Origin of the sequence: Streptomyces phaeolivaceus (assembly GCF_009184865.1) — a bacterium.
Taxonomy (GTDB): domain Bacteria; phylum Actinomycetota; class Actinomycetes; order Streptomycetales; family Streptomycetaceae; genus Streptomyces; species Streptomyces phaeolivaceus.
The window spans coordinates 8864139-8888354 of sequence record NZ_CP045096.1; the positions used below are offsets into that span (position 1 = coordinate 8864139).

Here is a 24216-nt window from a genome sequence, read left to right on the forward strand (position 1 = left end):
CTGCTCAGAGGGGGGTGAGGTGTCCGGGTGAGGGGGAGCTCGGGCGACGCGGTCGCAACGACGGTTCCGTGGGGGCGTGGTGGGGCTCCAGGGCCAGGACGGCCGCCACCGGGTGGTCCTCGTCCACCGGGGTGGGAGCCGTCACCCGGGTCAGCAGCACCACACCCCGCGCCGCCACCACCGCTCCCGCAACCGCGAGCGCCACTCCCGCCACCCCGCCCCGCAGGCCCTCCCCGAGGAGGGTGAGGCCGATCACGGCGGCGGTCAGCGGGTTCGACAGGGTCACGACCGCGAGGGGCGCGCCCAGCCCCCCTCGGTACGCCGTCTGGGAGAGCAGCAGCCCGCCCACGGCGAACGCGGCGACCAGCAGGGCCACCACGACGACCTCGACGTCGAGCAGGGAACCCGAGCGGTCGGTCGCGGCGACCGTGACGGTCTGGGTGAGCGCGGAGGCGACACCCGAGGCCATGCCGGAGGCCCCGGCGTGCCGCAGTCCGGGCTTCGCCCCGGGCCGGGAGAGCAGGCCGACCAGGGCGACGGTCACCCCGGCCACGGCGACGGCCTCCGGAAGGCTCAGCACGTCGTCCGGGGCGGGCCCCGACGCGGCGACCAGGATCGCGGCGAGCCCGGCCAGCGTCAGCGCGGTGCCCCGCCACTCCGTCGCGGTGACACGCCGCCCGGCCACCCGCGCCCCGAGCGGCACCGCCGCCACCAGGGTGAGCGCGCCGAGCGGCTGGACGACGGTGAGGGGACCGTACTTGAGCGCCACGACATGCAGCAGCGCGGCGCCCGCGTTCAGCGCGACCGAGCTCCACCAGGCGGCGCTGGCGAGCATCCGCCGCACACCGGTGTCGGTACTGCGGGCGGCCAGCCGCTCCTGGGCCACCGCGGCGGCGGCGTAGGCGACGGCGGAGACCAGGGACAGGGCGACGGCGACGAGGGTGGCGTTCATCGGCCCGCTCCCACCAAGGCGGGCTCCTCGGCCGGCACGAGGGCCTTGGAGTGCTGACCGGCGGTGGTGGCCGTCCGGTGCGGGAGCTGGATCACGGCGAGGGCGACGGCCAGCAGGGTGCCCGCCACGATCGCGTCCAGCCAGTAGTGGTTCGCGGTGCCGACGATCACGACCAGGGTCACCAGCGGATGCAGCAGCCACAGCCACCGCCGGCGCGAGCGGGTCGCGGCGATCAGCCCGATCGCGACCATCAGGGCCCAGCCGAAGTGCAGCGAGGGCATCGCCGCGAACTGGTTCGCCATGGTGTCGGTCGTCGGCGCCGCCGAGTAGACCGTCGGCCCGTACACCTGACCGGTGTCGACCAGGCCCGCGACCTCCAGCATCCGCGGCGGGGCCAGCGGGAACGCGAGGTGCAGCAGCAGGGCGGCGGCGGTGAGGGCGGCGAGGACCCGGCGCGCCCAGACGTAGTGCGCGGGGCGCCGGAGATACAGCCAGACCAGGAAGGCCGCGGTGGCCGGGAAGTGGACGGTCGCGTAGTAGACGTTCGCGAGGTGGACCAGCGTGTCGCCGTGCAGCAGCGCCGACTGCACGGACCCCTCGCCGGGCAGCCGCAGCGCCCGCTCCCAGTCCCAGACGTGCTGGGCGTTGCGGAAGGCCTCGGCGGTGTGGCCGTCGGCCAGCATCCGGCCGAACTTGTAGACGAGGAAGAGCCCTGCGACGAGCAGGAACTCACGGATGAGAGGCGGCCGTGCTATCGCGGCGGCCGGCTCTTTCACAGGCTCGGTGCGGCATTCCATCCCCCGGCCCTTTCACTGACGGCGCTGGTGGCGCTGGTTCCCTTGGCGGCACAGACGATCGATACGCGGTAGTACCGATACGAGCTAGTACCGATACGAGAGTGTACCGATACGCCACTGTACCGAAACGATGGGGTATCGATACGCCACTGTACCGATACGGTGGCGTTCCGGTACAGTGGCGTATCGACAGGCCTTTCGGCATGGGGACGACCGAAGGAGACACGAGTCATGACGTCGCAGGCAGCGGACGGGCCGGAGACGGCCGTCGCCTCGCGCCGCTCCAAACTCACGCCCGAGCGTGAGCAGGAGTTCTTCGACGCTGTGCTCGAACAGATCCGTGAGTGCGGGTACGACTCGGTCACCATGGAGGGCGTCGCCGCGACCACGCGGTGCAGCAAGTCGACGCTCTACCGGCAGTGGAGGACGAAACCGCAGTTCGTGGCGGCGGCGCTGCGCGCCCGCCGCAGTGTCCGCTTCGCGGGGATCGACACCGGCACCCTCGCCGGTGATCTGCGCGAGGTCGCCCGGCACGCGGGCGAGGGCCACGTTCTGGAGGGCCGGCTGTTCCAGGCCCTCGGCCATGCCGTCGTGCAGGACGAGGAGTTGCAGGCGGCGCTGCGGGACGCGCTGGTGGAGCCCGAGATCGAGGCGCTCAGGACGATGATCGACCGGGGGGTGGCCCGGGGCGAGGTGCCCGCCGACCATCCGGCGCTGGAGTTCATCCCGGCGCAGATCTTCGGCGTCCTGCGGGCCCGCCCGGTCCTGGAGGGCCAGGACGCGGACGAGACGTACATCATCAAGTTCATCGAGGCGGCCGTGCTACCGACGCTCGGCCTCGCGTGAGACTCAGGCCGCCGTCCGCGGGTTGGATCCGGACGACGACCTGATCGCGCCGCACCGTGGGGACGGGGGCGGCGCGACCCCGGCCGGGTGGGATTCCTCTGGAGCGGAGAGGAATCCCACCCGGCCGACTTATGTCGGTGCGGGGATGCAGGGGTGCGGGGGCGCGGGGGACGCGCGCTCGGGCGTGGGAAGGATCACACGTCCTGACCGCTGCCGCCGCCGGTGACCGACGCCTTCTTGATGCCCTTGGTGATCTCGTCGATCACTGTCTGCTTGGGCGCCTGGTCGCTCACGTCGATGCCGAAGCGGACGACGACGAGCTGCGAGGAGTCGGCGGGGGAGGGAAAGGCCAGCGACTCGACATAGCCGTCGTCGCCCTTGCCCGTGATCACCTTCCAGCGGACGTAGTAGCCCTTCTGACCGGCCACGGTCACCGCCTTGGAGGCCAGCTCCTCGTGCGAGGTGATCTTCCCGTAGCCCTCGGAGCCGTAGGCGTCCTCGGCGGCCTGGGAGATGTCCTCCTTGGCTGCGGCCTCGGCGGTGGTGGCCTTCAGCTTCAGCAGCTCGGCGGGCGACGAGTAGGCGCCGCCCCGGGTGCAGGTCTTCGTGGCGTCGGCCGGGCACTCGTACGAGGCCTCCGTCGTCACCTGCGCGCCGGCCTGGAGGGGCGAGCCCAGCCAGCCGTCCGGCACCGGGATGCTGATACCGCTGGTCGTGTCGGTGGCGTACCCCTCCTCGATCTGCGGCGGCTGCCCGGACCCGTCCGGCGCCGGGGTCTGACCGCCGGAGCCACCGGACCCGCCCGAGTCGCCGGGGCCGCCCTGGCCGCCCGAGCTGCCGCCCGGCCCGCCGTCGGTGCCGCCCGTGCCGTTCTGGCCGCCGGGGCCCTGGGACGTCGCACTGCCCCCGCCGCCCCCGTCGTCGCCGGCCAGGGCGTACACGCCCACCCCGATGCTCGCCAGCACGGCCGCCGCCACGGCCACGGCTATCCCGGTGCGCAGACCGCGCTTCGGAGGCGCGGTCGGGTACCCGGGATAGCCCGGGTACCCGGGGTGGATCCCGGGCCCCGGCGGATAGGGTGCGGCGCCCGGCGGATATGCCGGGGGCCCGAACCCCGCGGCCGAGCCCACGGGCCGGATCTGGTCCGTCCACGCGTCGCCGTCCCACCAGCGCTCGGTGGCGGGAGCGTCACTTGTCTGCCCGGGATCGGGGTACCAGCCGGGAGGAGTCACCTGCGTCATGGGGCAACCGTATGAGGCCGGAGTGAAAACCGGATGAGAGGGGACGGTTTTCGGCCCATCCACCCGTGTTTTCCGTGGCGGGTGGCGGGTGGCGGGTGCCGGGTGGTCCTGGCGGTCCCGGCGGCTCACCGTACGACCAGCCGCACCGGTGGCCGTACCGTGGACGCCGCTCCCGGCCGCCCCGAACTCCCCGGCGGCGGCCCGTCCTCCGGCCTGGCGCGCCCTCCCGGCGGGAGCGGCCCCCGGCGCCCGGGGTCACCGAGCCCAGCAGCCGGGGCGCGAGGGCGCCGACCGTGTCGTACGTGGGGAGCGCGCCGATCAGTGTCGTCGCCACCGTCATCAGCACGATCACCAGGATCAGCACCGGCCGCCGTCCGATCCGGTCGCCGAGCCGGCCGAACAGGGCGGCGCCGACCGGCCGGAAGAAGAACGCCAGCGCGAACGAGGCGTACGTCCGCACCAGTCCCTCGGCCTCGCCGCCGCCCTCCGGCGTGAAGAACCGCGCGGCGACGACCGTCGCGAAGTAGCCGTAGACACCGAACTCGTACCACTCGATCAAGTTGCCCACCGACCCCGCGACGAGTGCCCTGCGGGACCGCTCGGGCCGCTCCGGCCGGGTGGGGCGCGGGTCCTGGCCGGGGTCGGGCGCGGTCATGGTGTCTCCTGGGAGGGGTGGGGGCCGTCAACGCCGGAGAACGCGAAAACCGGCGGTGGATCACGGGGAGTTGACTGTCCATCACCTTCAACGCGGCAGGTGGGCGGCCGGATGCGTCGTCCCGGTGCCCCGTGTTGTCACCCGACACGGCAATAGGTGCCCGGACCAGCCTCCACTTCGGCAGCCGGAGGGCTACGCTCAATCACCTGTACGTCGTTCGGGCGACGCTGGGGAGGTAGCGGGATGACGGAGGGACGGCCCGATGAGGCCGCCTCGGCTTCCCTGTGGGAGCGCGACGCGGAGATCGCCGCCATCACACAGGCGATCGACGAACTCCGGGTCGACAGGGCGTCCCCGGGCGGTGTCCTGGTGTTCAGCGGCGAGGCGGGCATCGGCAAGACCGCCCTCCTCGCGGAGACCCGCCGGATCGCCGAGGAGCGCGGCTGCACGGCCTGGTACGCACGCGGCGGCGAGACCGTGGCGTCCGTTCCCTACCACGTCGTACGGCAGTTGCTGCAGCCCGCGCTGATCGGGCTGATGCCGGAGGAGGTCCGCGAGTACCTCGGCGACTGGTACGACATCGCCGGGCCCGCGCTGGGGCTGGCGGAGCCGAGCGGAGGCCCGGCCGACCCGCAGGCCGTCTGCGACGGGCTGGTCGCCGCCCTGAACCGGCTCGCCCGGCGCACCTGGCCGCTCGTGCTGCTCATCGACGACGCCCACTGGGCCGACCAGGAGACCCTGCACTGGCTGTCCGCCATCACCGACCGGCTGACGGAGATGTGCGTCCTCGTCGTCGTGGCCCGGCGGCCCAGCGACGCCACCGGTGAGGGCACCCGCCATCTCACCCGGGTCGCCGCCGCGTCCCGCCCGGTCCCCACCCTCAAACTGCTCACACCCGAGGCCACCGCGGGGCTCACCCGGGCCACGGTCGGCCGCCATGCAGACGACCCGTTCTGCCGCGAGGTGTGGGCGGTGACCGGCGGCAACGCGTACAACACCGTCGAGCTTCTCGCCAAGGTGCAGGACAGCGACCTGCAGCCGACCGAGGGGTCCGCCGCCGAACTGCGCGCCCTGAACAGAACGGCGCGCGGCCTCGGTCTCGTGGCCCGGCTGGAGTCGCTCGGCGTCGACGCCACCCGCTTCGCCTACGCGGCGGCCATCCTGCACACCGGGATCTCCGTGGAGATCGTGGCCCGGCTCGCCTCCCTGAGCCAGGAGACGGCGGCGGAGTGCGCCGAACTGCTGACCGACGCCCGGATCCTCGCCGAACCCAGCCCGGTCGACCGCCGCGCGGGGGCCGGGGACCTGGAGTTCGTGCATCCGCTGATCGCCACCGCGGTCTACAAGTCGATCCCGCCGGGCATCCGCACCGCGTTCCACGGGGTGGCCGCGACGGTCGTCAGCGAGTCCGGGCGTGGCCCGGCGGCGGCCTCACGCCATCTCGTCGAGGTGCACGCCGACGGCGACCCCGAACTGGTCGAGCAGTTGCGCGCCGCCGCGCGCGAACACCTCGCCGTGGGCGCCCCGGACGCCGCCCGCCGCTGCCTGGAACGGGCCCTCAAGGAACCCCCGCCCCAGGAGATCCGCGTCCGAGTCCTCTACGAACTCGGCTGCGCCACCCTCCTCACCTCCCCCGCCACCACCGTCGAATACCTCCGCTCTGCCCTGGCGGAGCCGGGCCTGGACAGCACGGAACGCGTGGACGCCGTCTTCCGCCTGTCACAGGTGCTGCTGCACAACGACCAGTTGGAGGAGGCGGTCCGCACGGTCGACGCGGAGGCCGCCCGGCTGGAACCGGGCCCGGCCCGGATGCGGCTCCAGGCCGCGCACTACATGTGGGCGGTCATCCACGCCGACGTGGAATTCTCGCCCACCCGCTCCCAGGAACTGTCCGCCCTCGCCACGGACTGCACGGGAAGGGACAACTCCGAGCGCGCGCTGCTCATCCTGCGCGGCTTCGACGCCGTGGTGCGCGGCGAGAACGCCGAGGAGGTCGTCCAGTTCTGCGACCGCGCCCTCGTCAACGGCCGGCTGGCCCCGGGCCTCGGCTGGACCGACAGGGAGTGGGGCATCGAACTGCCGCTGATGCTGGCCGTCGCGTACGCCTACGCGGACCGGCTCGACCGGGCGGAGAGCCTCTACACGGAGGCCCTGCGCACCTACGAGAGCGCCGGATGGACCGGCGGCCATCTTGCCCTGGCCCACGCCTATGTCGGTCACGGCCATCGCCTGCGGGGCCGTCTCAAGGAGGCGGAGAAGTCCCTGCGCACGTCGCTGGCCTTCGCCGAGCGGGTCGGCCGCAGACTGCCCATGCACTGGACGGCGACCTGCAATCTGGTCGACACACTGCTCGCGCGCGGCCATGTCGAGGAGGCCTGGGCGGTGGCCGAGGAACACGGTTTCGCGCCCCCGTACCCGTCCACCGTCGTCCTGCCCGACCCCCGTTCCATCCGGGGCCGGCTGCTGCTCGCCGTCGGCCGCACCAAGGACGGCATCAACGAACTGGAGGCCGCGGAGAAGGCGGCTGCCGCCCGGGGCCATCACAACACGATCATCGCTCCCTGGGGCGGCGACCTCGCCCGTGCGCTCGCCACCGAGGACCCGCGCCGTGCCGCCGAACTCGCCCTGAGCGTCCGCCGCCGCGCCGAACGCCTCGGCACGGACACCGCCATCGGTGAGGCCCTTCGCGTCGAGGCCCATCTCGCCACCGGCAGACAGGCCGCTGCTCTGTACGCCAAGGCGGTCACCTATCTGGAGGCGTCGCCCTCCGCCTACGAACACGCGGCGGCCCGCGTCGACCACGGCATCGCCATCCGCTCGACCGCCGAGCTCAAGCGGGGCATGGACCTGGCCGACGCCTGCGGCGCGGACGGCCTGGTCGAGCGGGCGAGGGAGGCACTCGACCGGCTCGCCTAGCTCAGCGCGGCTCCCCGTCCTCCTCCGCCAACACCCGCTGCGCCGTCGCGAACGCGGAGTTCGCCGCGGGGACTCCGCAGTAGACGGCGGACTGGAGGAGGACGGCGGCGATGTCGTCGGGGGTGAGGCCGTTGCGGCGGGCGGCTCGGATGTGCATGGCCAGTTCGTCGTAGTGGCCGTGGGCGATCAGCGCGGTCAGGGTGATCATGCTGCGCTCACGGCGGGACAGGGTCGGGTCGGTCCAGATCTCGCCCCAGGCGTAGCGGGAGATGAAGTCCTGGAAACGGGCCGTGAAAGGCACCTGCCGGGACTGGGCGCGGTCCACGTGCGTGTCGCCGAGGACCTGGCGGCGGACCTCCATCCCTCGCTTCGCGTATCCGTCGAAGTGCCCGCGCAGCGCGGCCAGTACGGCTTCCGGGCGCTCAGCGGGGGCGAGATGCGACGCCCCCGGGATCTCGGTGAGCGACGCCCCGGGCACCGCGTCCGCGATCTCCCGCAGATGCGCGGGCGGCGTCGCCGGATCCTCGCGGCCGGCCAGGAGGAGCGTGGGCGCGGAGATCCCGGACAGCTCCGCGCGGATGTCGAACGCGGCGAGCGCGTCGCAGCACGCGGCGTACGCCCCCGGATCGGCGCTCCGGTGGTCGTCCACCAGCTCCGGCACGGTGAACCCGGGGGTGAACCAACGCGAGTCGGCCGTCCCGGCGAGCCCGGCCAGCCCCTCCCGGCGCACCAGCTCCGCCCGCTCCCGCCACGGCCCCTCCCCGTTGAAGTGGGCCGAGGAGCAGATCACGGCGAGAGAGGAGATCCGCTCCGAGTGGTGCGCGGCCAGGTGCAGACCGACCGCGCCGCCCAGGGACACCCCGGCGTACCCGAACCGTTCGATGCCCAGCGCGTCCGCCAGGTCCAGCACCAGGGCGGCCAGTTCGCCGACCGTCGCCCCCGGGGCGATCAGACCGGCGGGGGAGCCGCCGTGTCCGGGCAGGTCCCAGCGCACCACCCGGTGCGTGACCGACAGCTCGGGCGCCACCTTGTCCCACAGCTTGGTGGACGTACCGAGGGAGGGGCCGAGCAGCAGCGGGGGAGCGGAAGTCGGGCCCTCCGCACGGTGGTTGAGCAGCTTCTCGGTCAACGTCGCTCCAGGGCACGGTCGGTGAGGGCTCCGGCGGAGCCGGTGTAGTGGGTGGGGTCGGTGAGGTCCGCGAGGTCGAGACCCTTCAACTCCGGTTCCTCCGCCAGCAGTTCGCCCAGCGGACGCCCTTCGGCGTAGACCCGCTTCGCGGCCCGGGTGAGCAGCTCCTTGGCGCGGGCCCGGCCCAGCACCGGGGCCAGCTCGGCGGCCAGCCGCTCGGAGACGATCAACCCGTGGGTGAGGTCCAGATGGCGGCGCATCGCGTCGGTGTCCACCCGCAGGCCCCGCGTCAGTTCCACCGCGTCCCGGGCGGCGCCCCCGACCAGCCGGAGCAGATCGCGGAGCGGCTCCCACTCCGCGTGCCACGCCCCCGCGGGGCGCTCGTCCTCGCCGGCCGACGCGCCGTACAGCGTCGCGGCCAGCTGGGGCGCCCGCCGGGCCGCCGCCGCGATCAGCGTGGACCGTACCGGGTTCGCCTTGTGCGGCATCGCCGACGAACCGCCCCCGCTGCCCTCGGCGACCTCCGCGATCTCCGTACGGGCCAGAGTGAGCACATCCGCCGCGATCTTTCCGAGGGCGCCCGCCGCGAAGGCGAGCGCTCCGGCGAGGTCCGCGATCGGGGTGCGCAGGGTGTGCCACGGCAACTCGGGCTCCCGGAGGCCGAGTTCACGGGCGTACGCGGCGCTCAGTGCCTGCGGGTCGGCCGCCCCGAACACCGTGAACGCCGCCAACGTGCCCGCCGCGCCCCCGAGTTGCGCGGGCAGCCCCGACCGTACGACCGTGAGCCGGTCCCTGGCGTCCAGGACCAGCGAGCGCCAGCCCGCCGCCTTCAGCCCGAATGTCGTGGGGACGGCGTGCTGGGTGAGGGTACGGCCCGGCATCGCGGTGTCCCGGTGCGCGGCGGCCAGCGCGGCGAGCGCGGACTCGGTGCGGCCGAGGTCGGCCAGGACCAGGTCGAGGGTGCGTGCCGAGACCAGCATCGTCGCCGTGTCCAGGATGTCCTGGCTGGTCGCGCCCCGGTGGACGTACGGCCCGTACTCCGTGCCGACCGCCTCGGTGAGGTCCGAGACCAGCGGGATCACCGGGTTGCCGCCGGCGCGGGCGCGCTCCGCGAGGGAGCGTACGTCCAGGGCGGCCGGGTCCGCCGCCGAGGTCACCGCCGGACCGGCCCCGGCGGGGACCAGCCCCAGCGCGGCCTGGGCGCGGGTCAGCGCGGCCTCGGCGTCGAGCAGCGCCCGCAGATAGGCGTGGTCGCTCGTCGCGGTCGCGGCCGGGGATCCGGTCCACCCGGGGGCGAGCAGACCGGTGTCGACGTCGGCAGAAGTCACTGGAACTCCAGGAAGACCGTTTCGCCTTCGCCCTGAAGGCGGATGTCGAAACGGTAGGCGCCCGGCCCCTGCTCCTCGGCGATCAGCGTGCCCCGGCGCGCCTCGTCCACCCGGGAGAGCAGCGGGTCGGCGGCGAGCGCGGCCTCGTCGCCCGGCAGATAGATCCGGGTGAACAGGTGCACGAGCAGACCCCGCGCGAAGACGCACACGCTGAGGTAGGGCGCGTTCCGCCCGCGTGCGCCGGGCCGCAGCGTACGCGCCGTCCAGTGCCCGTTGGCGTCGGTCTGGATGCGCCCCCAGCCGGTGAACTCCACGCCGTTGCGGCCGAGGAAACCACCGCTCGCGGGGTCGCGCCGCATCGAGCCGTCGACCCGGGAGAGGTTGCCGTCCGGGTCCGGGCCCCACAACTCCAGGAAGGCGTCCGGCAGCGGGTTGCCCTCGCCGTCGAGGATGTAGCCCTGGAGGGAGACGGTGTCGGGGTGGCCGACGGGCGCGATGTCCCCGCCGCCGGGGAAGGGCAGGGCGTGGCCGTAGAACGGGCCGACGGTGTGCGACGGGGTCGGGAGCACGGTCTCCGGACGGCTGGTGTCGATCTTCGTCATGGCAGGTCAGCGCCCTTCTTCGATCCAGGTGGCCCGCGGGCCGTCGAGCACGATGTCCCAGACGTAGCCCATCGAGAACTCCGGTACGGACAGACTGTGGTCGTAGGTCGCGACCAGCCGCTGCCGGGCCGCGTCGTCCGTCACCGACTGGATGATCGGGTCGTACGGGAACAGCGGGTCGCTCGGGAAGTACATCTGCGTCACCAGCCGCTGGGTGAACGCCGAGCCGAAGAGCGAGAAGTGGATGTGCGCCGGGCGCCAGGCGTTGAGGTGCTGCCGCCACGGGTACGGGCCGGGCTGGATCGTCGTGAAGTGGTAGTGCCCGTCGGCGTCGGTCAGGGTGCGGCCGACGCCGGTGAAGTTCGGGTCCAGCGGCGCGTCGTGCTGCTCGCGCTGGTGGGCGTAGCGGCCGGCCGAGTTGGACTGCCAGATCTCCACCAGCTGGCCGCGCAGCGGGCGCCCGTCCCGGTCGAGGAGCCGCCCGGAGACGGTGATGCGCTCACCGATCGGCTCGCCGTTGTGCTGCCGGGTCAGATCACTGTCGATCTCGGTGATGTCCCGCTCCCCGAACGCGGGCGCGGACAGCTCCACCAGCTCCGGGTCCTTGGACACGTCGATCGAGATCGGCGGCTGCTTGGGATGCCGCAGCACCGAGGACCGGTACGGCGCGTAGTCACGACGCGGCTGATGCTCCACCGGCGCCCCGTCCGCGACCCGCTTCTCATAGGCGGCGTGCTCGGCGGCGATCTCTTGGTCGATGTCGTGCTGGGTGAGGGTCATGAGGGGTTTCCTGGGGGTGTCTGACGTTCACGTCTGGGTCGGGGTCGATGTCGCGCCCCGTGAAGGGGCTCGGGGCTGTTTCAATATGCGGCTCCGCCGCGCGGGCGCGACCAGCCACCTACGGCCCGCAGTCGCGAGCGGTGCTCAACGTTCCAGTACGAGGGCGAGCCCTTGCCCCACCCCGATGCACAGCGTGGCGACGCCGACTCCCGAGCCCTTGCGCGCCAGCTGATGCGCGACCGTCCCGGCCAGCCGCGCACCCGACGCTCCCAGCGGATGCCCGAGCGCGATCGCCCCACCCTGCGGATTGAGAATCGCGGGGTCGAACTCGGGCCACTCGGCGACGCACCCGAGCACCTGCGCGGCGAACGCCTCGTTCAGTTCCAGGACGTCCAGATCACCGAACCCCCTGCCCGCCTTGGCCAGCGCACGCGTAACCGCCTCGACGGGCGCGAGCCCGAAGTACTGCGGGTCGATCGCGGCGACCCCGGTCGCCGAGACCCGCGCGAGCGGTTCGCGGCCCGTGGCCGCGAGCCCCTCCTCGTCCACCAGCAGCAGCGCGGCGGCCCCGTCGTTGAGCGGCGAGGCGTTGCCCGCGGTGACCGTGCCCCCGTCGGGGCGGAACGACGGCTTCAGCTTGGCCATGGCGGCGAGGGACGCGTCGGCCCGTACGGATTCGTCGGCGCCGAGGACGACCGGGTCGCCCTTGCGCTGCGGGATGGGGACGGGAGCGATCTCGCCGTCGAACAGACCCGCGGCCCGCGCCTCGGCCGCCTTCCGGTGGGAGGCGAGCGCGAACTCGTCCTGCTGCTCCCGGCCGATCTTGTGCTTGTCGGCGATCAGTTCGGCGGACTCGCCCAGCGGGATGGTCCACTGCGGGTCCATCCTGGGGTTGACCATGCGCCAGCCCAGCGTGGTCGAGTACAGCTCGGTGTGCCCGGCGGGGAAGGCCCGGTCGCTCTTGGGCAGGACGTACGGGGCGCGGGTCATGGACTCGACACCGCCGGCGACCGCGATCGAGGCGTCACCCAGCGCGATGGCGCGGGCGGCCTGGATGACGGCTTCGAGGCCGGAGGCACACAGCCGGTTGACCGTCACACCCGGTACGGAGGTGGGCAGCCCGGCCAGCAGCGCGGCCATGCGGCCGACGTTGCGGTTCTCCTCGCCGGCGCCGTTGGCGTTGCCGAAGTAGACGTCCTCGATCCGGGCCGGGTCCAGGTCCGGGGTACGGGCGAGCAGTTCGCGGACGGCGTGCGCGGCGAGGTCGTCGGGGCGCAGGCCCGCCAGGCCGCCGTTGTACCGGCCGATGGGCGTACGGACCGCGTCGACGATGTAGACGTCCCTCATGACTGGATCTCCTCGGGGACGCGCACCTTGGCGGCGGTCTTGGCGACGATCTCCTCGACCGTGACCCCGGGCGCGGTCTCCACCAGCACCAGGCCCTCGTCGGTCACGTCGAGCACACCGAGATCGGTGATGATCCGGTTCACACACGCCTTGCCGGTCAGCGGCAGCGCGCACTCCTGGAGGACCTTCGCCGAGCCGTCCTTGGCGGTGTGGGTCATGACCACGATGACCGTACGGGCGCCGTGGACCAGGTCCATGGCACCGCCGATCCCGGTGATCATCTTCCCCGGGACGGCCCAGTTGGCGAGGTCGCCGTCGGCGGAGACCTGCATGGCGCCGAGGACGGCGACGTCGATGTGGCCGCCGCGGATCATCGAGAACGACAGCGCCGAGTCGAAGTAGGAGGCGCCCGGCAGGACGGTGACGGTCTCCTTGCCCGCGTTGATCAGATCGGGGTCGACCTGGTCCTCGGTCGGGTAGGGGCCGGTGCCGAGGATGCCGTTCTCCGACTCCAGGACGACCTCGACGTCGTCCGGGAGGTAGTTCGGGATCAGTGTCGGCAGGCCGATGCCGAGGTTGACGTACTGGCCGTCCTGAAGCTCGCGCGCGGCGCGGGCGGCCATCTGTTCGCGGGTCCAGGCCATCAGTCGCTCACCGTCTCTCGTGCCGCGGGCGCGGAGACCGTGCGCTGCTCGATCTTCTTGTCGGCCGCCTGCTCGGGGGTGAGGGCGATGACCCGCTGCACGAAGATCCCGGGCAGATGCACCGCGTCCGGGTCGATCTCGCCGGGCTCGACCAGCTCCTCGACCTCGGCGACCGTGATCCTGCCGGCCATCGCGGCGAGCGGGTTGAAGTTGCGGGTGGACTTGTTGAAGACCAGGTTGCCGTGCCGGTCGCCCCGGGCCGCGCGGACGAGCGCGTAGTCGGTGCGGATGCCGCGCTCCAGCACGTACTCGGTGCCGTCGAACTCGCGGACCTCCTTCGGCGGCGAGGCCAGCGAGACACCGCCGTTGCCGTCGTAGCGCCAGGGGAGGCCGCCCTCGGCGACCTGGGTGCCCACGCCGGCCGGGGTGAAGAACGCCGGGATACCGGCGCCGCCGGCGCGCAGCCGCTCGGCGAGCGTGCCCTGCGGGATCATCTCGACCTCCAGCTCACCGGCGAGGTACTGTCGCGCGAACTCCTTGTTCGCTCCGATGTACGAACCGGTCACCCGGGCGATCCGGCCCGCCGCGAGGAGGACCGCGAGGCCGGACTCCATGGCACCGCAGTTGTTCGACACCACTCCGAGACCCGAGACCCCGCGCTCGTACAGCGCCTGGATCAGCACGTTCGGCACACCGCTCAGCCCGAACCCGCCGACGGCGAGTGTCGCGCCGTCCGGCACATCGGCCACTGCCTCCAGGGCTGTGGCGACCACCTTGTCCATCCGTGAGGCCCCATCTCGTCCGTGCGCCCGGTGACCAGTTAATCAGGGCACTGAGTATTTCAGTGAAGTTTCCTTCACGCTGCCACTCGGTGGCCCCTCCGTCAAGGCCCACCAGAACGGCGAGGTTATATGAGTACGTGCTTCTGGACACGGCGTGGAGAGTCGCGGATATTGTTCAGTGCACGAACGAACTGTCCGAGTCGAGGAGCGAACATGGCGGCGGTGGACCTCACCACGCACCCCGGGCATCTGGCCCGACGGCTGCAGCAGGCCCACTATCTGCTGTGGAACGTGATGGTCTCCGAGGAGATCACCTCCCCGCAGTTCGCGGTCCTCAACACGCTCGTCGCCGAGCCGGGGCTCGACCAGCGCACGGTGGGGGAGCGGGTGGGCCTCGACCGCTCCACGATGTCCGAGGTGATCAGCCGCCTCGGCCGCCGCGGACTCCTGGACAAGGTGCGCGACCCGCAGGACGGCCGGCGGTTCCTGCTGCGGCTCACGGAGGACGGGGTACGTGCGCATCGCCGGCTCACGGTCCGCACGGCCCGGATGAACCAGGTGTTCCTGGCACCGCTCTCGACGGAGGAGCAGAGCGTCTTCTTCGACCTGATCCGAAGGGTCGCGGACGCCGCGGAGGAACTCCGCACCCCGGCCGAGTCCCTGGGCGCGCGCTAGTCCTCACTGAGCGGCGGCGTACACCACCCATACCTGGCCCTCCGCGAAGTTCATCGGTGTGCCGTCGGGGGTGGTGAAGGTCGTGCCGTTCGTCGGGGTCTCCCGGCGCCAGTCCGCCTCGAAGGCCTTGCCGTCCCGCAGGACCTCCGCGCGGCCCGAGCCGACCGTCTCCGTGTACGGGGTGTTGTTGCCCAGGTAGTCGTGGAACCGGGACTCGCGGATCGTCACGTACTGGACGACGACCGTGGCCGGGGCGACGCGGACGTCGTCGGTGGTGATCGTCGGGGTGCCGTCCATGGAGACCTGCCAGCGGTCGCTGTCCTCGGACCAGGTGAAGGTGAAGCGGGCCGCCGGATAGCGGACGGTGCGGGAGTCCTCAGGGGTGCCGCCGACGGGAGCGGGGCCGTAGCGGAAGCCGGTGGTGAGGGCGTCGGCGCCGGGCGGGGAGTCGATCAGCCGGTCGGGGCGCAGATACAGATTGTGCGGTACGGGCTTCTCGTCGCCCCGGAAGTACGCCCTCTCGGCGTCCTCGGGGGTCTCCGCGCGCAGCGGCGCCCGGTCTATCAACGGCAGCAGCTTGCCCTGCGCGCCCGAGAAGGCGAGCGTCGGCTCGTCGAACTGGCGCAGCAGCTCCAGGTCGGACTCCCGGGCACTGCGCACCGGGCCCACCGACTCCGGGAACTTCGTCGCGTACACCGCCATCAGCCTGCTGAGGCCGCCCTCGACCTGCTCGGCGTAGACGATGTCCGCGGCGTCGATACCGGTCTGGGGGCGGGCCGCGGAGACGTTGTCGATCTTCACGGCGAGCACGGAGCCGACCGGCGGCGCGCTGACCCGGTCGTCCCGGCGCCCGTCGTCGCCCCGCCCGCGCTCGTCGTCGCCGTCCGGGCCGGTCACGGTGCAGCCCGCCAGCAGGGCGGCCACCGTGAGGGCGGCGAGCAGCGGCCCCGTCGGTGAGCGGCGCCGCGCCCGCCGTACCCGGAATCCCCTGCGTATCGTGCTCGACCCGTCCATCGTGTCTTCGATTGTGCACTTTTCCTTTCATCGATGGCTATACGGGTTCGTTTCCGACTGGTTCGTGGACGGGGTGCCGGGTACCCGTGGCGGACCCGCTGACCGAGCCGAGGGAACGGAGCGTGGGCGCGATGAAGGCAGTGACGTGGCAGGGCAAGCGCGACGTACGCGTGGAGACCGTGCCCGATCCGGTGATCCAGGAGCCGACGGACGCCGTCGTCCGGATCACCTCCACCGGACTCTGCGGTTCCGACCTGCACCTGTACGAGGTGCTCACCCCGTTCATGACGCCGGGCGACATCCTCGGCCACGAACCCATGGGCATCGTCGAGGAGGTCGGCGCCGGGGTACCGGACCTGGCGGCCGGGGACCGGGTCGTCGTGCCGTTCCAGATCGCCTGCGGCAGCTGCTGGATGTGCCTGACCGGGCTGCCCACCCAGTGCGAGACCACCCAGTGCACCGGTGAGGGCATGGGCGCCGCCCTCTTCGGCTACACCCGGCTGTACGGCGCGGTGCCGGGTGCCCAGGCCGAGTATCTGCGCGTCCCGCAGGCCCAGTTCGGCCCGATCAAGGTGCCCGAGGGGCCGCCCGACGACCGGTTCCTCTACCTCTCCGACGTACTCCCCACCGCCTGGCAGGCGGTCGAGTACGCGCATGTCCCGCCCGGCGGCAGCGTCGCCGTGCTCGGCCTCGGCCCCATCGGGGACATGGCCTGCCGGGTGGCCCTGCGACGCGGCGCCGAGCAGGTCTTCGGCGTCGACCTGGTGCCCGAGCGGCTGCGCCGGGCGCGCGAACGGGGCGTCGAGACCTTCGACCTCAGGGACTTCGACAGCGACAAGGAACTGATCGGCGCGATCCAGGACCGCACCGCCGGACGCGGACCCGACTCCGTGATCGACGCCGTCGGCACCGAGGCCCACGGCAGCGAGGCCGCCCGGCTCGTCCAGAACGCGGCCGGACATCTGCCCCGCGCGGTCGGCGCGCGCTTCGCCGAACATCTGAGTGTGGACCGGCTGGCCGCCCTCCACACCGCCATCGACCTCGTACGACGCGGCGGCACGATCTCCGTCTCCGGCGTCTACGGCGGAATGGTCGACCCGCTGCCCCTGCTCACCCTGTTCGACAAGCAGATCCGGCTGCGCATGGGCCAGGCCAACGTCCGCGCCTGGAGCGACGACATCCTCCCCCTCCTCACCGACGACGACCCCCTCGGCGTCGACTCCTTCGCCACCCACCGCGTGCCGCTCACCGAGGCCCCGCACGCCTACGAGATGTTCCAGCGGAAGCAGGACGGCGCCGTGAAGATACTGATGGAGCCCTGAGCGCGCCCCGGCGGTCCGGTCAGGTGCCGAGGACCTCCGCCAGGTCGTAGCTGACCGGCTCGTCCAGCTGCGCGTAGGTGCAGCTGTCGGCCGTACGGTCCGGGCGCCAGCGCCGGAAGCGGGCCGTGTGACGGAACCGGACCCCGTTCTCCATGTGGTCGTACGCGACCTCCGCGACCTGCTCGGGCCGCAACGGCACCCAGGAGAAGTCCTTCTTCGCCGACCACCGGCTCGGCGCCCCCGGCAACCGGGCCGTCTCGTGCGCCGCCTCGTCGGACCAGGCCGCCCAGGGATGCTCCCCGACGTCCGCCAGCCGCAGCGGCTCCAGCTCCTCCACCAGTTCCGCGCGCCGCTTCATCGGGAAGGCCGCGCACACACCGATGTGCTGGAGGGTGCCCCCGTCGTCGTACAGGCCCAGTAGCAGGGAGCCGACCACCGGCCCGCTCTTGTGGAAGCGGTACCCGGCGACCACCACATCCGCCGTCCGCTCGTGCTTGATCTTGAACATGGCCCGTTCGTCCTGCCGGTAGAGCAGCATGAGCGGCTTGGCGATCACCCCGTCCAGACCCGCCCCCTCGTACTGCTCGAACCACTGCTCGGCCAGCTCCCGGTCCGTGGTCGCCGGGGCGAGATGCACCGGGGCCGTCACCTCCGACAGGGCCAGCTCCAGGAGCGCGCGGCGGTCGGTGAGCGGCACGTCGAGCAGCGACTCGTCGCTCAGGGCGAGCACGTCGAAGGCCACGAAGGACGCCGGGGTCGTCTCGGCCAGCATCCGGACACGGGAGTCCGCGGGATGGATGCGCTCGGTGAGGGCGTCGAAGTCCAGCCGCCGCCCGTCCCGGACGATCACGATCTCGCCGTCCATCACACAGCGCCGCGGCAACCGCTCCCGCAGCGCCGCCACCAGCTCGGGAAAGTACCTGGTCAGCGTCTTCCCGGTACGGCTGCCGATTTCCACCTCGTCGCCGTCGCGGAACACGATCGCCCGGAACCCGTCCCACTTGGCCTCGTAGTGCATGTCCGGCGGGATCTTCGCCACGGACTTGGCGAGCATCGGTTTCACGGGCGGCATCACCGGAAGATCCATGCCTTCGATTCTGCGACCGCGACACCGCGGGCGCGCGCCGAGACAGGCCCGGCATGTGGCTTCTGATTCATACCGGTATGCGGTGTATGACCGTTCCGCCTACCGTGGCTCGCATGGGCGAAGCGGTGGAGCTGGAGGCGGCGGGGCGGACGGTACGGCTGTCCAGCCCCGGCAAGATCTTCTTCCCGGAGCGCGGTTTCACCAAGCTGGACCTCGCCCGGTACTACATCGCCGTCGGCCCCGGCATCCTGCGGGCCCTGCGCGACCGGCCCACCACCCTGGAGCGCTACCCGGAGGGCGTGACGGGCGAGAACTTCTTCCAGAAGCGGGCCCCCAAGAACATGCCCGACTGGATCCCCACCGCCCACATCACCTTCCCCAGCGGGCGCAGCGCCGACGAGATGTGCCCCACCGAGGTCGCCGCCGTCGTCTGGGCCGCCCAGTTCGGCACGCTCACCTTCCATCCGTGGCCGGTCCGCCGCGCCGACGTCGACCGCCCCGACGAACTCCGCATCGACCTCGACCCCCAGCCCGGCACCGACTACACCGACGCGGTCCGTGCCGCCCACGAACTGCGCGAGGTCCTGCACGAGTACGGCGGACTGCGCGGCTGGCCCAAGACCTCCGGCGGCCGTGGCCTGCACGTCTTCGTACCGATCCGCCCCGACTGGACCTTCACCCAGGTACGCCGCTCCGCCATCGCCGTCGCCCGCGAACTGGAGCGCCGGATGCCGGAACAGGTGACCACGGCCTGGTGGAAGGAGGAACGCGGCGCGAAGATCTTCGTCGACTACAACCAGACCGCCCGCGACCGCACCATCGCCTCCGCGTACTCCGTACGACCCCGCCCGCACGCACCCGTCTCCGCGCCCCTCACCTGGGACGAGGTGGGCGTCGCCGTGCCGCGCGACTTCGACCTCGCGACGATGCCGGCGCGCTTCGCGGAGCTCGGTGACGTCCACGCCGACATGGACGAGCACGCGTTCTCCCTGGAGGCGCTGTTGGAGCTGGCGGCGCGGGACGAGCACGACCACGGGCTCGGGGATCTGCCGTATCCGCCGGAGTATCCGAAGATGCCGGGGGAGCCGAAGCGGGTCCAGCCGAGCCGGGCCAAGAAGGGGTGAGTCCCTTACGGAGCCTCGGCCGCTATTCGGCGGCAGGTGTGCAGCAGCTTCTCGTCCGTGGTGACGTCGCCGCGCAACATCGGTCGCCGACTCGGTGTACGCATGCCCCATCGACGCCCAGTCGACGTCGTCGATCCCCGTGAGCACAAAGCCTCCCCGTCGCACAGCGGCGGCGTACGGCAGCCACCGATCACAGCATGCCGTACGCCACTGACAACGGGCCGGGCCCAAGCGGAGCCCGGGGTTCCCCTACAGTTCCTTGATCCGGATGTCCCGGTAGGACACGACATCCGTGGTGCCGTGCACCTGGAGGCCGAGGTAGCCGGAGGCGAACCGTCGCCCGTCCGTGCCCGGGTCGTCCGAGCGGGGAGGGGTGAAGTCCTGGCCGCCGATGTTGTCGAACTCGTTGATCAGGACGCCGTTGCGGTAGACCGAGTAGTGCTGGTCGACCACCCGGATCTCGCAGTCGTTCCAGGTGCCCTTCTGGGTGACACCCGCACCGGCGAGCCCCACCCGGTCGAAGCCGTAGACCGACCCCGTCTTGTACATGTCGCCGTCGGGCCGGTCGAGGACCTGCACCTCATGGCCGTACTTGATGGCCACCCACTCCGGCCGTGACTCCTCCGGGTGGTCGTGGACCCCGGGGAAGCGCACGAACACACCGGAGTTGGCGTTGCCGGTGCCGGGCGCGTCGTCCCGCCACTGCAGGCGCAGTGAGAAGTCGCCGTACTTCCGCTCGGGGAACCACAGCATGCCGAGCCCGGCCTTCGTCGTACCGGAGGTGATCGCGCCGTCGCCGTTCAGGCCGAACGAACCGCCGCCCACCTGTTGCCACTTGGCGAACGACTCGGCCGTGCCGTCGAGGATCGTGCGGTAGCCCTCCGTCTGGCCGGGCTTGCCGATGCCGGACTCCTCCGCCGCCTCCTTCACGGCGGTGTACTCGCGCAGATCCACGACGCCTTCCGTGAACAGCTTGTCCAGGACGGTGTCCACATGCTTCAGGAACAGCGCGTGGGAGGTCCACTCCTTCTCGTCCTCGATCAACTCGTTGATGCGGCAACGGTTGTTGGTGACCCGGTTCGGCACACCCGAGTCGACCGTCCCGACGAAGACCGTCAACCGCTCGTCGTACTCGGCGCAGTTGGGGGCCGGGACCCCGCCGCCCGCGACGACCGTGAAGCTCACCGAGCGCGCGGCGGCCGTGTTGCCCGCCTTGTCGCTCGCCCGGTACACCACCGTGTGCGTGCCCGCGCGGTCGACCGACACGGGTGCGGTGTAGGCGAGATAGGGGCCGCCGTCGAGCGAGTACTCGATCGCGGCGACACCCGAGCCGCCGTGGTCGGTGGCGCTGACGGTGACCTTCGCGCTCCTGAGATAGGCCCCGGCGGAGTTCCGGTCTCCCTCGACGGTCACCCCGGTCACCGGGGGAGTGGTGTCGTCGGCCGGCGGCGCGACGACGGTGAAGCCGACGCTCTTCTCGGCCGCCACGTTCCCGGCCTTGTCCGTGGCCCGGTAGCGCACCTTGTGCGTGCCGACCTGGTGCACCATGACGGGCGCGGTGTACGGCTGCCAGGCCCCCGAGTCGCCGAGCGCGTACTCGATGGTGTTGACCCCCGACCCGGTGTCCGACGCGGTGACGGTGACGGTCGCCATGGAGACGTAGTCGCCCTGCGGGTTCTTCTCACCGGCCACCGTCGCCGAGGTCTCCGGCGCGGTCGTGTCGTCCGTCGGCGGTGCCACGACCGTGAAGCCGACGCTCTTCTCGGCCGCCGTGTTGGCCGCCTTGTCGACCGCGCGGTAGCGGACCTTGTGGGCGCCGACCTGGTCGATCACCACGGGGGTGGTGTACGGCAGCCAGGCCCCGGTGTCGCCGAGCGCGTACTCGATCCGCTCGACCCCCGAGCCGCCCGTGTCGGTCGCGCTCACCGCGACGGACGCCGAACCGACGTACTCGCCCGCCGAGTTCTGCGTCCCGGTGACCTTCGCGGAGGTCTCCGGCGCGGTGGTGTCCTCGCCGGTGCCCTCGGTCACCACGAGGATGCCCTGCATCTGGCCGTGCCCGGGGATCGTGCAGTAGTAGCGGTAGCGGCCCGGGGTGAGCGTGACCTCGGCGGTGTGGCGGCCGGCCTGGTCGTCGCTCGGGTTGGCCAGGATGTTGAGCGGGACGTCGTTGTTGTACTCCGGGTCGGACACGTCGAACGTCAACGTGTGCGGCATCCCCATGGTGTTGCCGGTCGCCGTGCTGTTCTCGAAGACGATGGTGGTCGGGCCCGCCACCGCCGTCCGAGGGGCGGACAGATACTTGGTGATGTCGTCACCGGCGGTCCAGGTGAGCACCTGGGCGGCGACCGCCCGGTCCGGTGTCTCCTCCGTACGGCCGGACGCGGGCGTCGAGGTGAGGCCGAGAACCATCAGCAGGGCCGTCAACAGCACCGCCCACAGACGTCTTTCGCGCATCGCGCGTCGTTCCCCCATCACTCCGCCTTCCCGGCCAGCTCGCCGGTCGCCGGAGTCGGACCGCCGCCCGTGTAAGTGACGCGCCACAACGCCGACTTGGCGTCCGAGGTGAAGAAACCACGCCCGTAGTCCAGGACGTACAGCGCGCCGTCCGGCCCGAACTTCCAGTCCATGAGGTTCCGGATGCCGTTGGTCCCGACCGGCACGATCTTCTTCAACGACTCCGCGTGGACCGGGAGTCCGCCGCTGCCCTGGTTCTTCGGTTCCATGACCACCGCGTGACGCGGCTGGTCGGCGTCGTAGAAGTCACCGACGAACCACTTGCCGTCCCAGTAGGCGGGCCACCGGACGGAGTTGTCGCCGGACGCGGAGTACCGGTAGACCGGACCGTTCATCGTGGCCTGGCCACCGCCCTTCAGCCACGGCAGCAGGTACTTGGCCTCCTCGTTCTTGTAGGAGGGGATGCCGTTCGCGTCCCGGGGGAAGTCCGGGGCACCGCCCTGCGGCGCGTACCAGATGTTGTTGCCGGTCACCGGGGGCAGATTGACGAGGCCGTCGTTGTTCGGGGACTCGTTCTTCGGGTGGTCGCAGTCGTACCAGCCGAGCGGCTTCGACGGGTCAGGGAGATTGCGGTCCCGGTAGGGCTGCTTGTTGCCCATGCAGAACGGCCAACCCCGGTTGCCCGCCTCGGTGATGGCGGCGAACGTGTCGTACTTCGCCGGGCCCCATGTCGTCGACGGCGCGCTCGCGTCCGGGCCGACCCAGCCGGCGTAGAGGACGTCCGTCTGCCGGTCGACGAAGATCCGGGCGGGGTTCCTGACACCCATCACATAGATCTCGCCGCGTGTCTTGCCACCGCCCTCGGCGGTCTCCTCGCCGGTGAAGAGGTTGCCCGAGGGCAGGGTGTACGTGCCGTCGGGCTCCGGGTGGATGCGGAGGATCTTGCCGTTGAGGTTGTTGGTGTTGCCGGCGGTGCGGCGGGCGTCGGCGAACGAGACGCCCTTGTAGTTCGGTTGCGGGTTGTTGCCCGAGTAACCGCTGCTGAAGCCGCTGGAGTTGTTGTCGCCGGTCGCGATGTACAGGTTGCCCTTGGAGTCCCAGGTCATCCCGCCGCCCGAGTGACAGCAACTGTGGATCTGCACCGGCCACTTGAGCAGTGTCTTCTCACTGCCCAGGTCCAGCTTGTCGGTCGCGAGGTCGAGGGTGAAGCGGGAGACACGGCGCTCGGCCGTCCGGGTGTCCCGGTCGATCCCGGAGTGCGGCGTGTAGTGCAGGTACACCCAGCCGTTCCGCTGGAAGTCCGGGTCCAACTCGATGCCGAGCAGGCCCTCTTCGACCTTGATCAGCTCGTCGCCGCCGCCCTTGTTGCCGAAGACGGTGAGCGCGCCCGCGAGGGTCGCCTTCTTCGTCCTCGGGTCGTAGACGTGGATCTCGCCCTTGCCCTTGCCGATGTCCGGGTTGGTCCAGTCGGTGACCACGGGCTGGGACGAGTCGGCGCCGCCCCGGCCGATGTAGAGGACCCGCCCGTCGGGCGCGGTGACCAGGCCGTGCGGCTCGCCGATCTGGTCGTTCCGCCCCGGCTGGTTGGGCTGGGTGAGGCGCTCCGCCTTGTAGTTGGCGTCGATCGTCGCCTTGCAGTCGGCCTGCGCCAGCCGGGACGTCCACAGCAGGGCGCCGCGCAGATGCGTACGGAAGTCCGTCTCGTCGTAGGCCGGGACGGTCCCGCCCATGCCGGTGTAGAAGGAACGGCCGCCGTCGTAGTCGCGGCACCAACTCACCGGGTGGTCCCAGCCGTTGGCGCTCGCGCCCGGCTGGTACGTCGACTCGCGCACCCGGGCCACCGTGTGCACGGTGCCGGACGGGTTCTTCGTCCAGTTGAGCCACTTGTCGGGGCGCTTCCACTGCACCGGCAGGTCCTTGGTGGCCGGATTCCGCCGGTCACCGACCTCCACGGTCGCGCGCTGCACGGTCGTGGGGCTGGACGCGGCCGGGCGGGCGCCGATCAGGCCCGTGAACCAGTCCGAGTACGGCTCGGCGCGGGCCGCGTCATGGACGCCGACGAAACCGCCGCCCGCCTCCATATAGGCCTCGAGTCCCGCCTCCTGCTCGGGATCCAGGACATCGCCGCCGCCGGTCAGGAAGACGACGGCGTTGAATCCGCTCAGCCGGGTCTCGTCGGTGAAGACGGCGGCGTCGTCGGTGGCGACCACCCCGAACCGTTCGGCGGCCGGCCCGGACAGCCCGATCCTCTCGATCGCCTCGATCCCGGCGTTCACCACGGGCGACTCGTCCCCCGACGCCGCCGAGCCGTGGAAGATCAGCACCCGCGGGCCCGAGCCGCCCGGCGGCGACTTGATCGACATCGTTGTCAGCGGCGGCTCCGGCGCCGGGCGCGCCTGGGCCGCGGGACCCGACAGCAGCCCCGCGGTGACGACCGAGGCGGTCACGGTGGCCGCCCAGGCCCGTCTCTTCGCGTCGCTCAACCCTCGTAAGTACATGGGCACCTCCTCGGTCACAG

General features: G+C 71.9%; 19 protein-coding genes and 1 pseudogene. 5 read left to right on the top strand and 15 right to left on the bottom strand.

The genetic code is table 11. The features are described 5' to 3' along the window. Positions 1–4 precede the first annotated feature (4 nt). A complete protein-coding gene (locus F9278_RS40390) occupies positions 5–952 on the bottom strand; it encodes a DMT family transporter (RefSeq protein ID WP_152172742.1) in 948 nt (315 codons plus the stop codon). After that, positions 949–1749, bottom strand: a complete 801-nt coding sequence (locus tag F9278_RS40395; protein ID WP_152172743.1) for a phosphatase PAP2 family protein — start codon at positions 1747–1749, stop codon at positions 949–951. Before F9278_RS40395 ends, F9278_RS40390 begins: the two co-directional genes overlap by 4 nt. A 231-nt stretch (positions 1750–1980) precedes the next feature. Here F9278_RS40395 and F9278_RS40400 point away from each other — a divergent pair, with 231 nt between their 5' ends. After that, complete coding sequence (locus tag F9278_RS40400; protein ID WP_152172744.1) at positions 1981–2595, top strand: TetR/AcrR family transcriptional regulator; 615 nt, start codon at positions 1981–1983, stop codon at positions 2593–2595. 194 nt (positions 2596–2789) lie between these two features. On the opposite strand, the gene F9278_RS40405 is transcribed toward F9278_RS40400, so the two are convergent. Together F9278_RS40405 and F9278_RS40410 are read right to left on the bottom strand one after the other, a co-directional pair. Next, a complete protein-coding gene (locus F9278_RS40405) occupies positions 2790–3836 on the bottom strand; it encodes a DUF2510 domain-containing protein (protein ID WP_152172745.1) in 1047 nt (348 codons plus the stop codon). A 265-nt stretch (positions 3837–4101) separates the two neighbouring features. Continuing rightward, positions 4102–4491 (bottom strand): annotated as a pseudogene (locus F9278_RS40410) (MFS transporter); the annotation flags it as partial. 243 nt (positions 4492–4734) lie between these two features. On the opposite strand from F9278_RS40410, the gene F9278_RS40415 reads away from it, so the two are divergent. Next, the gene (locus tag F9278_RS40415; protein ID WP_152172746.1) at positions 4735–7407 is read left to right on the top strand and encodes an ATP-binding protein; all 2673 of its coding nucleotides are present in this window, start codon (positions 4735–4737) and stop codon (positions 7405–7407) included. Between the two features lies 1 nt (position 7408). Here F9278_RS40415 and pcaDC read toward each other — a convergent pair whose 3' ends face one another. From pcaDC to F9278_RS40450, 7 genes are all read right to left on the bottom strand, one after another. Beyond that, positions 7409–8536 (bottom strand): bifunctional 3-oxoadipate enol-lactonase/4-carboxymuconolactone decarboxylase PcaDC, encoded by a 1128-nt coding sequence (pcaDC, locus tag F9278_RS40420; protein WP_152172747.1) that lies wholly within the window; start codon positions 8534–8536, stop codon positions 7409–7411. Continuing rightward, positions 8533–9864: a 3-carboxy-cis,cis-muconate cycloisomerase gene (gene pcaB / locus F9278_RS40425; RefSeq protein ID WP_152172748.1), complete on the bottom strand. Its 1332-nt coding sequence runs from the start codon at positions 9862–9864 to the stop codon at positions 8533–8535. Before pcaB ends, pcaDC begins: the two co-directional genes overlap by 4 nt. Then, positions 9861–10466: a protocatechuate 3,4-dioxygenase subunit alpha gene (gene pcaG / locus F9278_RS40430; RefSeq protein ID WP_152172749.1), complete on the bottom strand. Its 606-nt coding sequence runs from the start codon at positions 10464–10466 to the stop codon at positions 9861–9863. The genes pcaB and pcaG overlap by 4 nt, the downstream gene beginning before the upstream one ends. Positions 10467–10472: 6 nt before the next feature. After that, positions 10473–11246, bottom strand: coding sequence for a protocatechuate 3,4-dioxygenase subunit beta (gene pcaH / locus F9278_RS40435; RefSeq protein WP_152172750.1), 774 nt, complete (start codon positions 11244–11246; stop codon positions 10473–10475). A gap of 144 nt (positions 11247–11390) precedes the next feature. Beyond that, a complete protein-coding gene (locus tag F9278_RS40440) occupies positions 11391–12593 on the bottom strand; it encodes a thiolase family protein (RefSeq protein ID WP_152172751.1) in 1203 nt (400 codons plus the stop codon). After that, on the bottom strand, positions 12590–13237 hold the full coding sequence (locus F9278_RS40445) for a CoA transferase subunit B (protein WP_152172752.1): 648 nt from the start codon (positions 13235–13237) through the stop codon (positions 12590–12592). Before F9278_RS40445 ends, F9278_RS40440 begins: the two co-directional genes overlap by 4 nt. Further along, positions 13237–14019, bottom strand: a complete 783-nt coding sequence (locus tag F9278_RS40450) for a CoA transferase subunit A (protein WP_152172753.1) — start codon at positions 14017–14019, stop codon at positions 13237–13239. The genes F9278_RS40445 and F9278_RS40450 overlap by 1 nt, the downstream gene beginning before the upstream one ends. A gap of 213 nt (positions 14020–14232) precedes the next feature. Here F9278_RS40450 and F9278_RS40455 point away from each other — a divergent pair, with 213 nt between their 5' ends. Then, positions 14233–14694, top strand: a complete 462-nt coding sequence (locus F9278_RS40455; protein ID WP_152172754.1) for a MarR family winged helix-turn-helix transcriptional regulator — start codon at positions 14233–14235, stop codon at positions 14692–14694. Between the two features lie 3 nt (positions 14695–14697). On the opposite strand, the gene F9278_RS40460 is transcribed toward F9278_RS40455, so the two are convergent. Then, on the bottom strand, positions 14698–15708 hold the full coding sequence (locus F9278_RS40460; protein ID WP_152172755.1) for a DUF3048 domain-containing protein: 1011 nt from the start codon (positions 15706–15708) through the stop codon (positions 14698–14700). Positions 15709–15839: 131 nt separating this feature from the next. On the opposite strand from F9278_RS40460, the gene F9278_RS40465 reads away from it, so the two are divergent. After that, positions 15840–17030, top strand: a complete 1191-nt coding sequence (locus tag F9278_RS40465) for a zinc-dependent alcohol dehydrogenase (RefSeq protein WP_152172756.1) — start codon at positions 15840–15842, stop codon at positions 17028–17030. Positions 17031–17049: 19 nt separating this feature from the next. Here the strand turns inward: F9278_RS40465 and F9278_RS40470 are convergent, their stop codons facing one another. Further along, a complete protein-coding gene (locus F9278_RS40470) occupies positions 17050–18117 on the bottom strand; it encodes an ATP-dependent DNA ligase (RefSeq protein WP_152172757.1) in 1068 nt (355 codons plus the stop codon). A gap of 113 nt (positions 18118–18230) precedes the next feature. On the opposite strand from F9278_RS40470, the gene ligD reads away from it, so the two are divergent. Then, on the top strand, positions 18231–19241 hold the full coding sequence (ligD, locus tag F9278_RS40475; protein WP_152172758.1) for a non-homologous end-joining DNA ligase: 1011 nt from the start codon (positions 18231–18233) through the stop codon (positions 19239–19241). Positions 19242–19490: 249 nt separating this feature from the next. On the opposite strand, the gene F9278_RS40480 is transcribed toward ligD, so the two are convergent. Together F9278_RS40480 and F9278_RS40485 are read right to left on the bottom strand one after the other, a co-directional pair. Then, positions 19491–21698 (bottom strand): OmpL47-type beta-barrel domain-containing protein, encoded by a 2208-nt coding sequence (locus F9278_RS40480; protein ID WP_226967147.1) that lies wholly within the window; start codon positions 21696–21698, stop codon positions 19491–19493. 17 nt (positions 21699–21715) lie between these two features. Next, positions 21716–24196, bottom strand: coding sequence for a ThuA domain-containing protein (locus F9278_RS40485; protein ID WP_193241846.1), 2481 nt, complete (start codon positions 24194–24196; stop codon positions 21716–21718). Positions 24197–24216: the final 20 nt, after the last annotated feature.

What these genes read in the sequence shown, in the direction of transcription:
- F9278_RS40405 (WP_152172745.1), bottom strand. Translation starts at nt 3,836, where the DNA reads ATGACGCAGGTGACTCCTCCCGGCTGGTACCCCGATCCCGGGCAGACA.
- F9278_RS40470 (WP_152172757.1), bottom strand. Translation starts at nt 18,117, where the DNA reads ATGGATCTTCCGGTGATGCCGCCCGTGAAACCGATGCTCGCCAAGTCC.
- ligD (WP_152172758.1), top strand. Translation starts at nt 18,231, where the DNA reads ATGGGCGAAGCGGTGGAGCTGGAGGCGGCGGGGCGGACGGTACGGCTG.
- F9278_RS40455 (WP_152172754.1), top strand. Translation starts at nt 14,233, where the DNA reads ATGGCGGCGGTGGACCTCACCACGCACCCCGGGCATCTGGCCCGACGG.
- F9278_RS40460 (WP_152172755.1), bottom strand. Translation starts at nt 15,708, where the DNA reads ATGGACGGGTCGAGCACGATACGCAGGGGATTCCGGGTACGGCGGGCG.
- pcaG (WP_152172749.1), bottom strand. Translation starts at nt 10,466, where the DNA reads ATGACGAAGATCGACACCAGCCGTCCGGAGACCGTGCTCCCGACCCCG.
- F9278_RS40390 (WP_152172742.1), bottom strand. Translation starts at nt 952, where the DNA reads ATGAACGCCACCCTCGTCGCCGTCGCCCTGTCCCTGGTCTCCGCCGTC.
- F9278_RS40465 (WP_152172756.1), top strand. Translation starts at nt 15,840, where the DNA reads ATGAAGGCAGTGACGTGGCAGGGCAAGCGCGACGTACGCGTGGAGACC.
- F9278_RS40400 (WP_152172744.1), top strand. Translation starts at nt 1,981, where the DNA reads ATGACGTCGCAGGCAGCGGACGGGCCGGAGACGGCCGTCGCCTCGCGC.
- pcaH (WP_152172750.1), bottom strand. Translation starts at nt 11,246, where the DNA reads ATGACCCTCACCCAGCACGACATCGACCAAGAGATCGCCGCCGAGCAC.
- F9278_RS40415 (WP_152172746.1), top strand. Translation starts at nt 4,735, where the DNA reads ATGACGGAGGGACGGCCCGATGAGGCCGCCTCGGCTTCCCTGTGGGAG.
- F9278_RS40445 (WP_152172752.1), bottom strand. Translation starts at nt 13,237, where the DNA reads ATGGCCTGGACCCGCGAACAGATGGCCGCCCGCGCCGCGCGCGAGCTT.
- F9278_RS40485 (WP_193241846.1), bottom strand. Translation starts at nt 24,196, where the DNA reads ATGTACTTACGAGGGTTGAGCGACGCGAAGAGACGGGCCTGGGCGGCC.
- F9278_RS40450 (WP_152172753.1), bottom strand. Translation starts at nt 14,019, where the DNA reads ATGGACAAGGTGGTCGCCACAGCCCTGGAGGCAGTGGCCGATGTGCCG.
- F9278_RS40480 (WP_226967147.1), bottom strand. Translation starts at nt 21,698, where the DNA reads ATGCGCGAAAGACGTCTGTGGGCGGTGCTGTTGACGGCCCTGCTGATG.
- F9278_RS40395 (WP_152172743.1), bottom strand. Translation starts at nt 1,749, where the DNA reads ATGGAATGCCGCACCGAGCCTGTGAAAGAGCCGGCCGCCGCGATAGCA.
- F9278_RS40440 (WP_152172751.1), bottom strand. Translation starts at nt 12,593, where the DNA reads ATGAGGGACGTCTACATCGTCGACGCGGTCCGTACGCCCATCGGCCGG.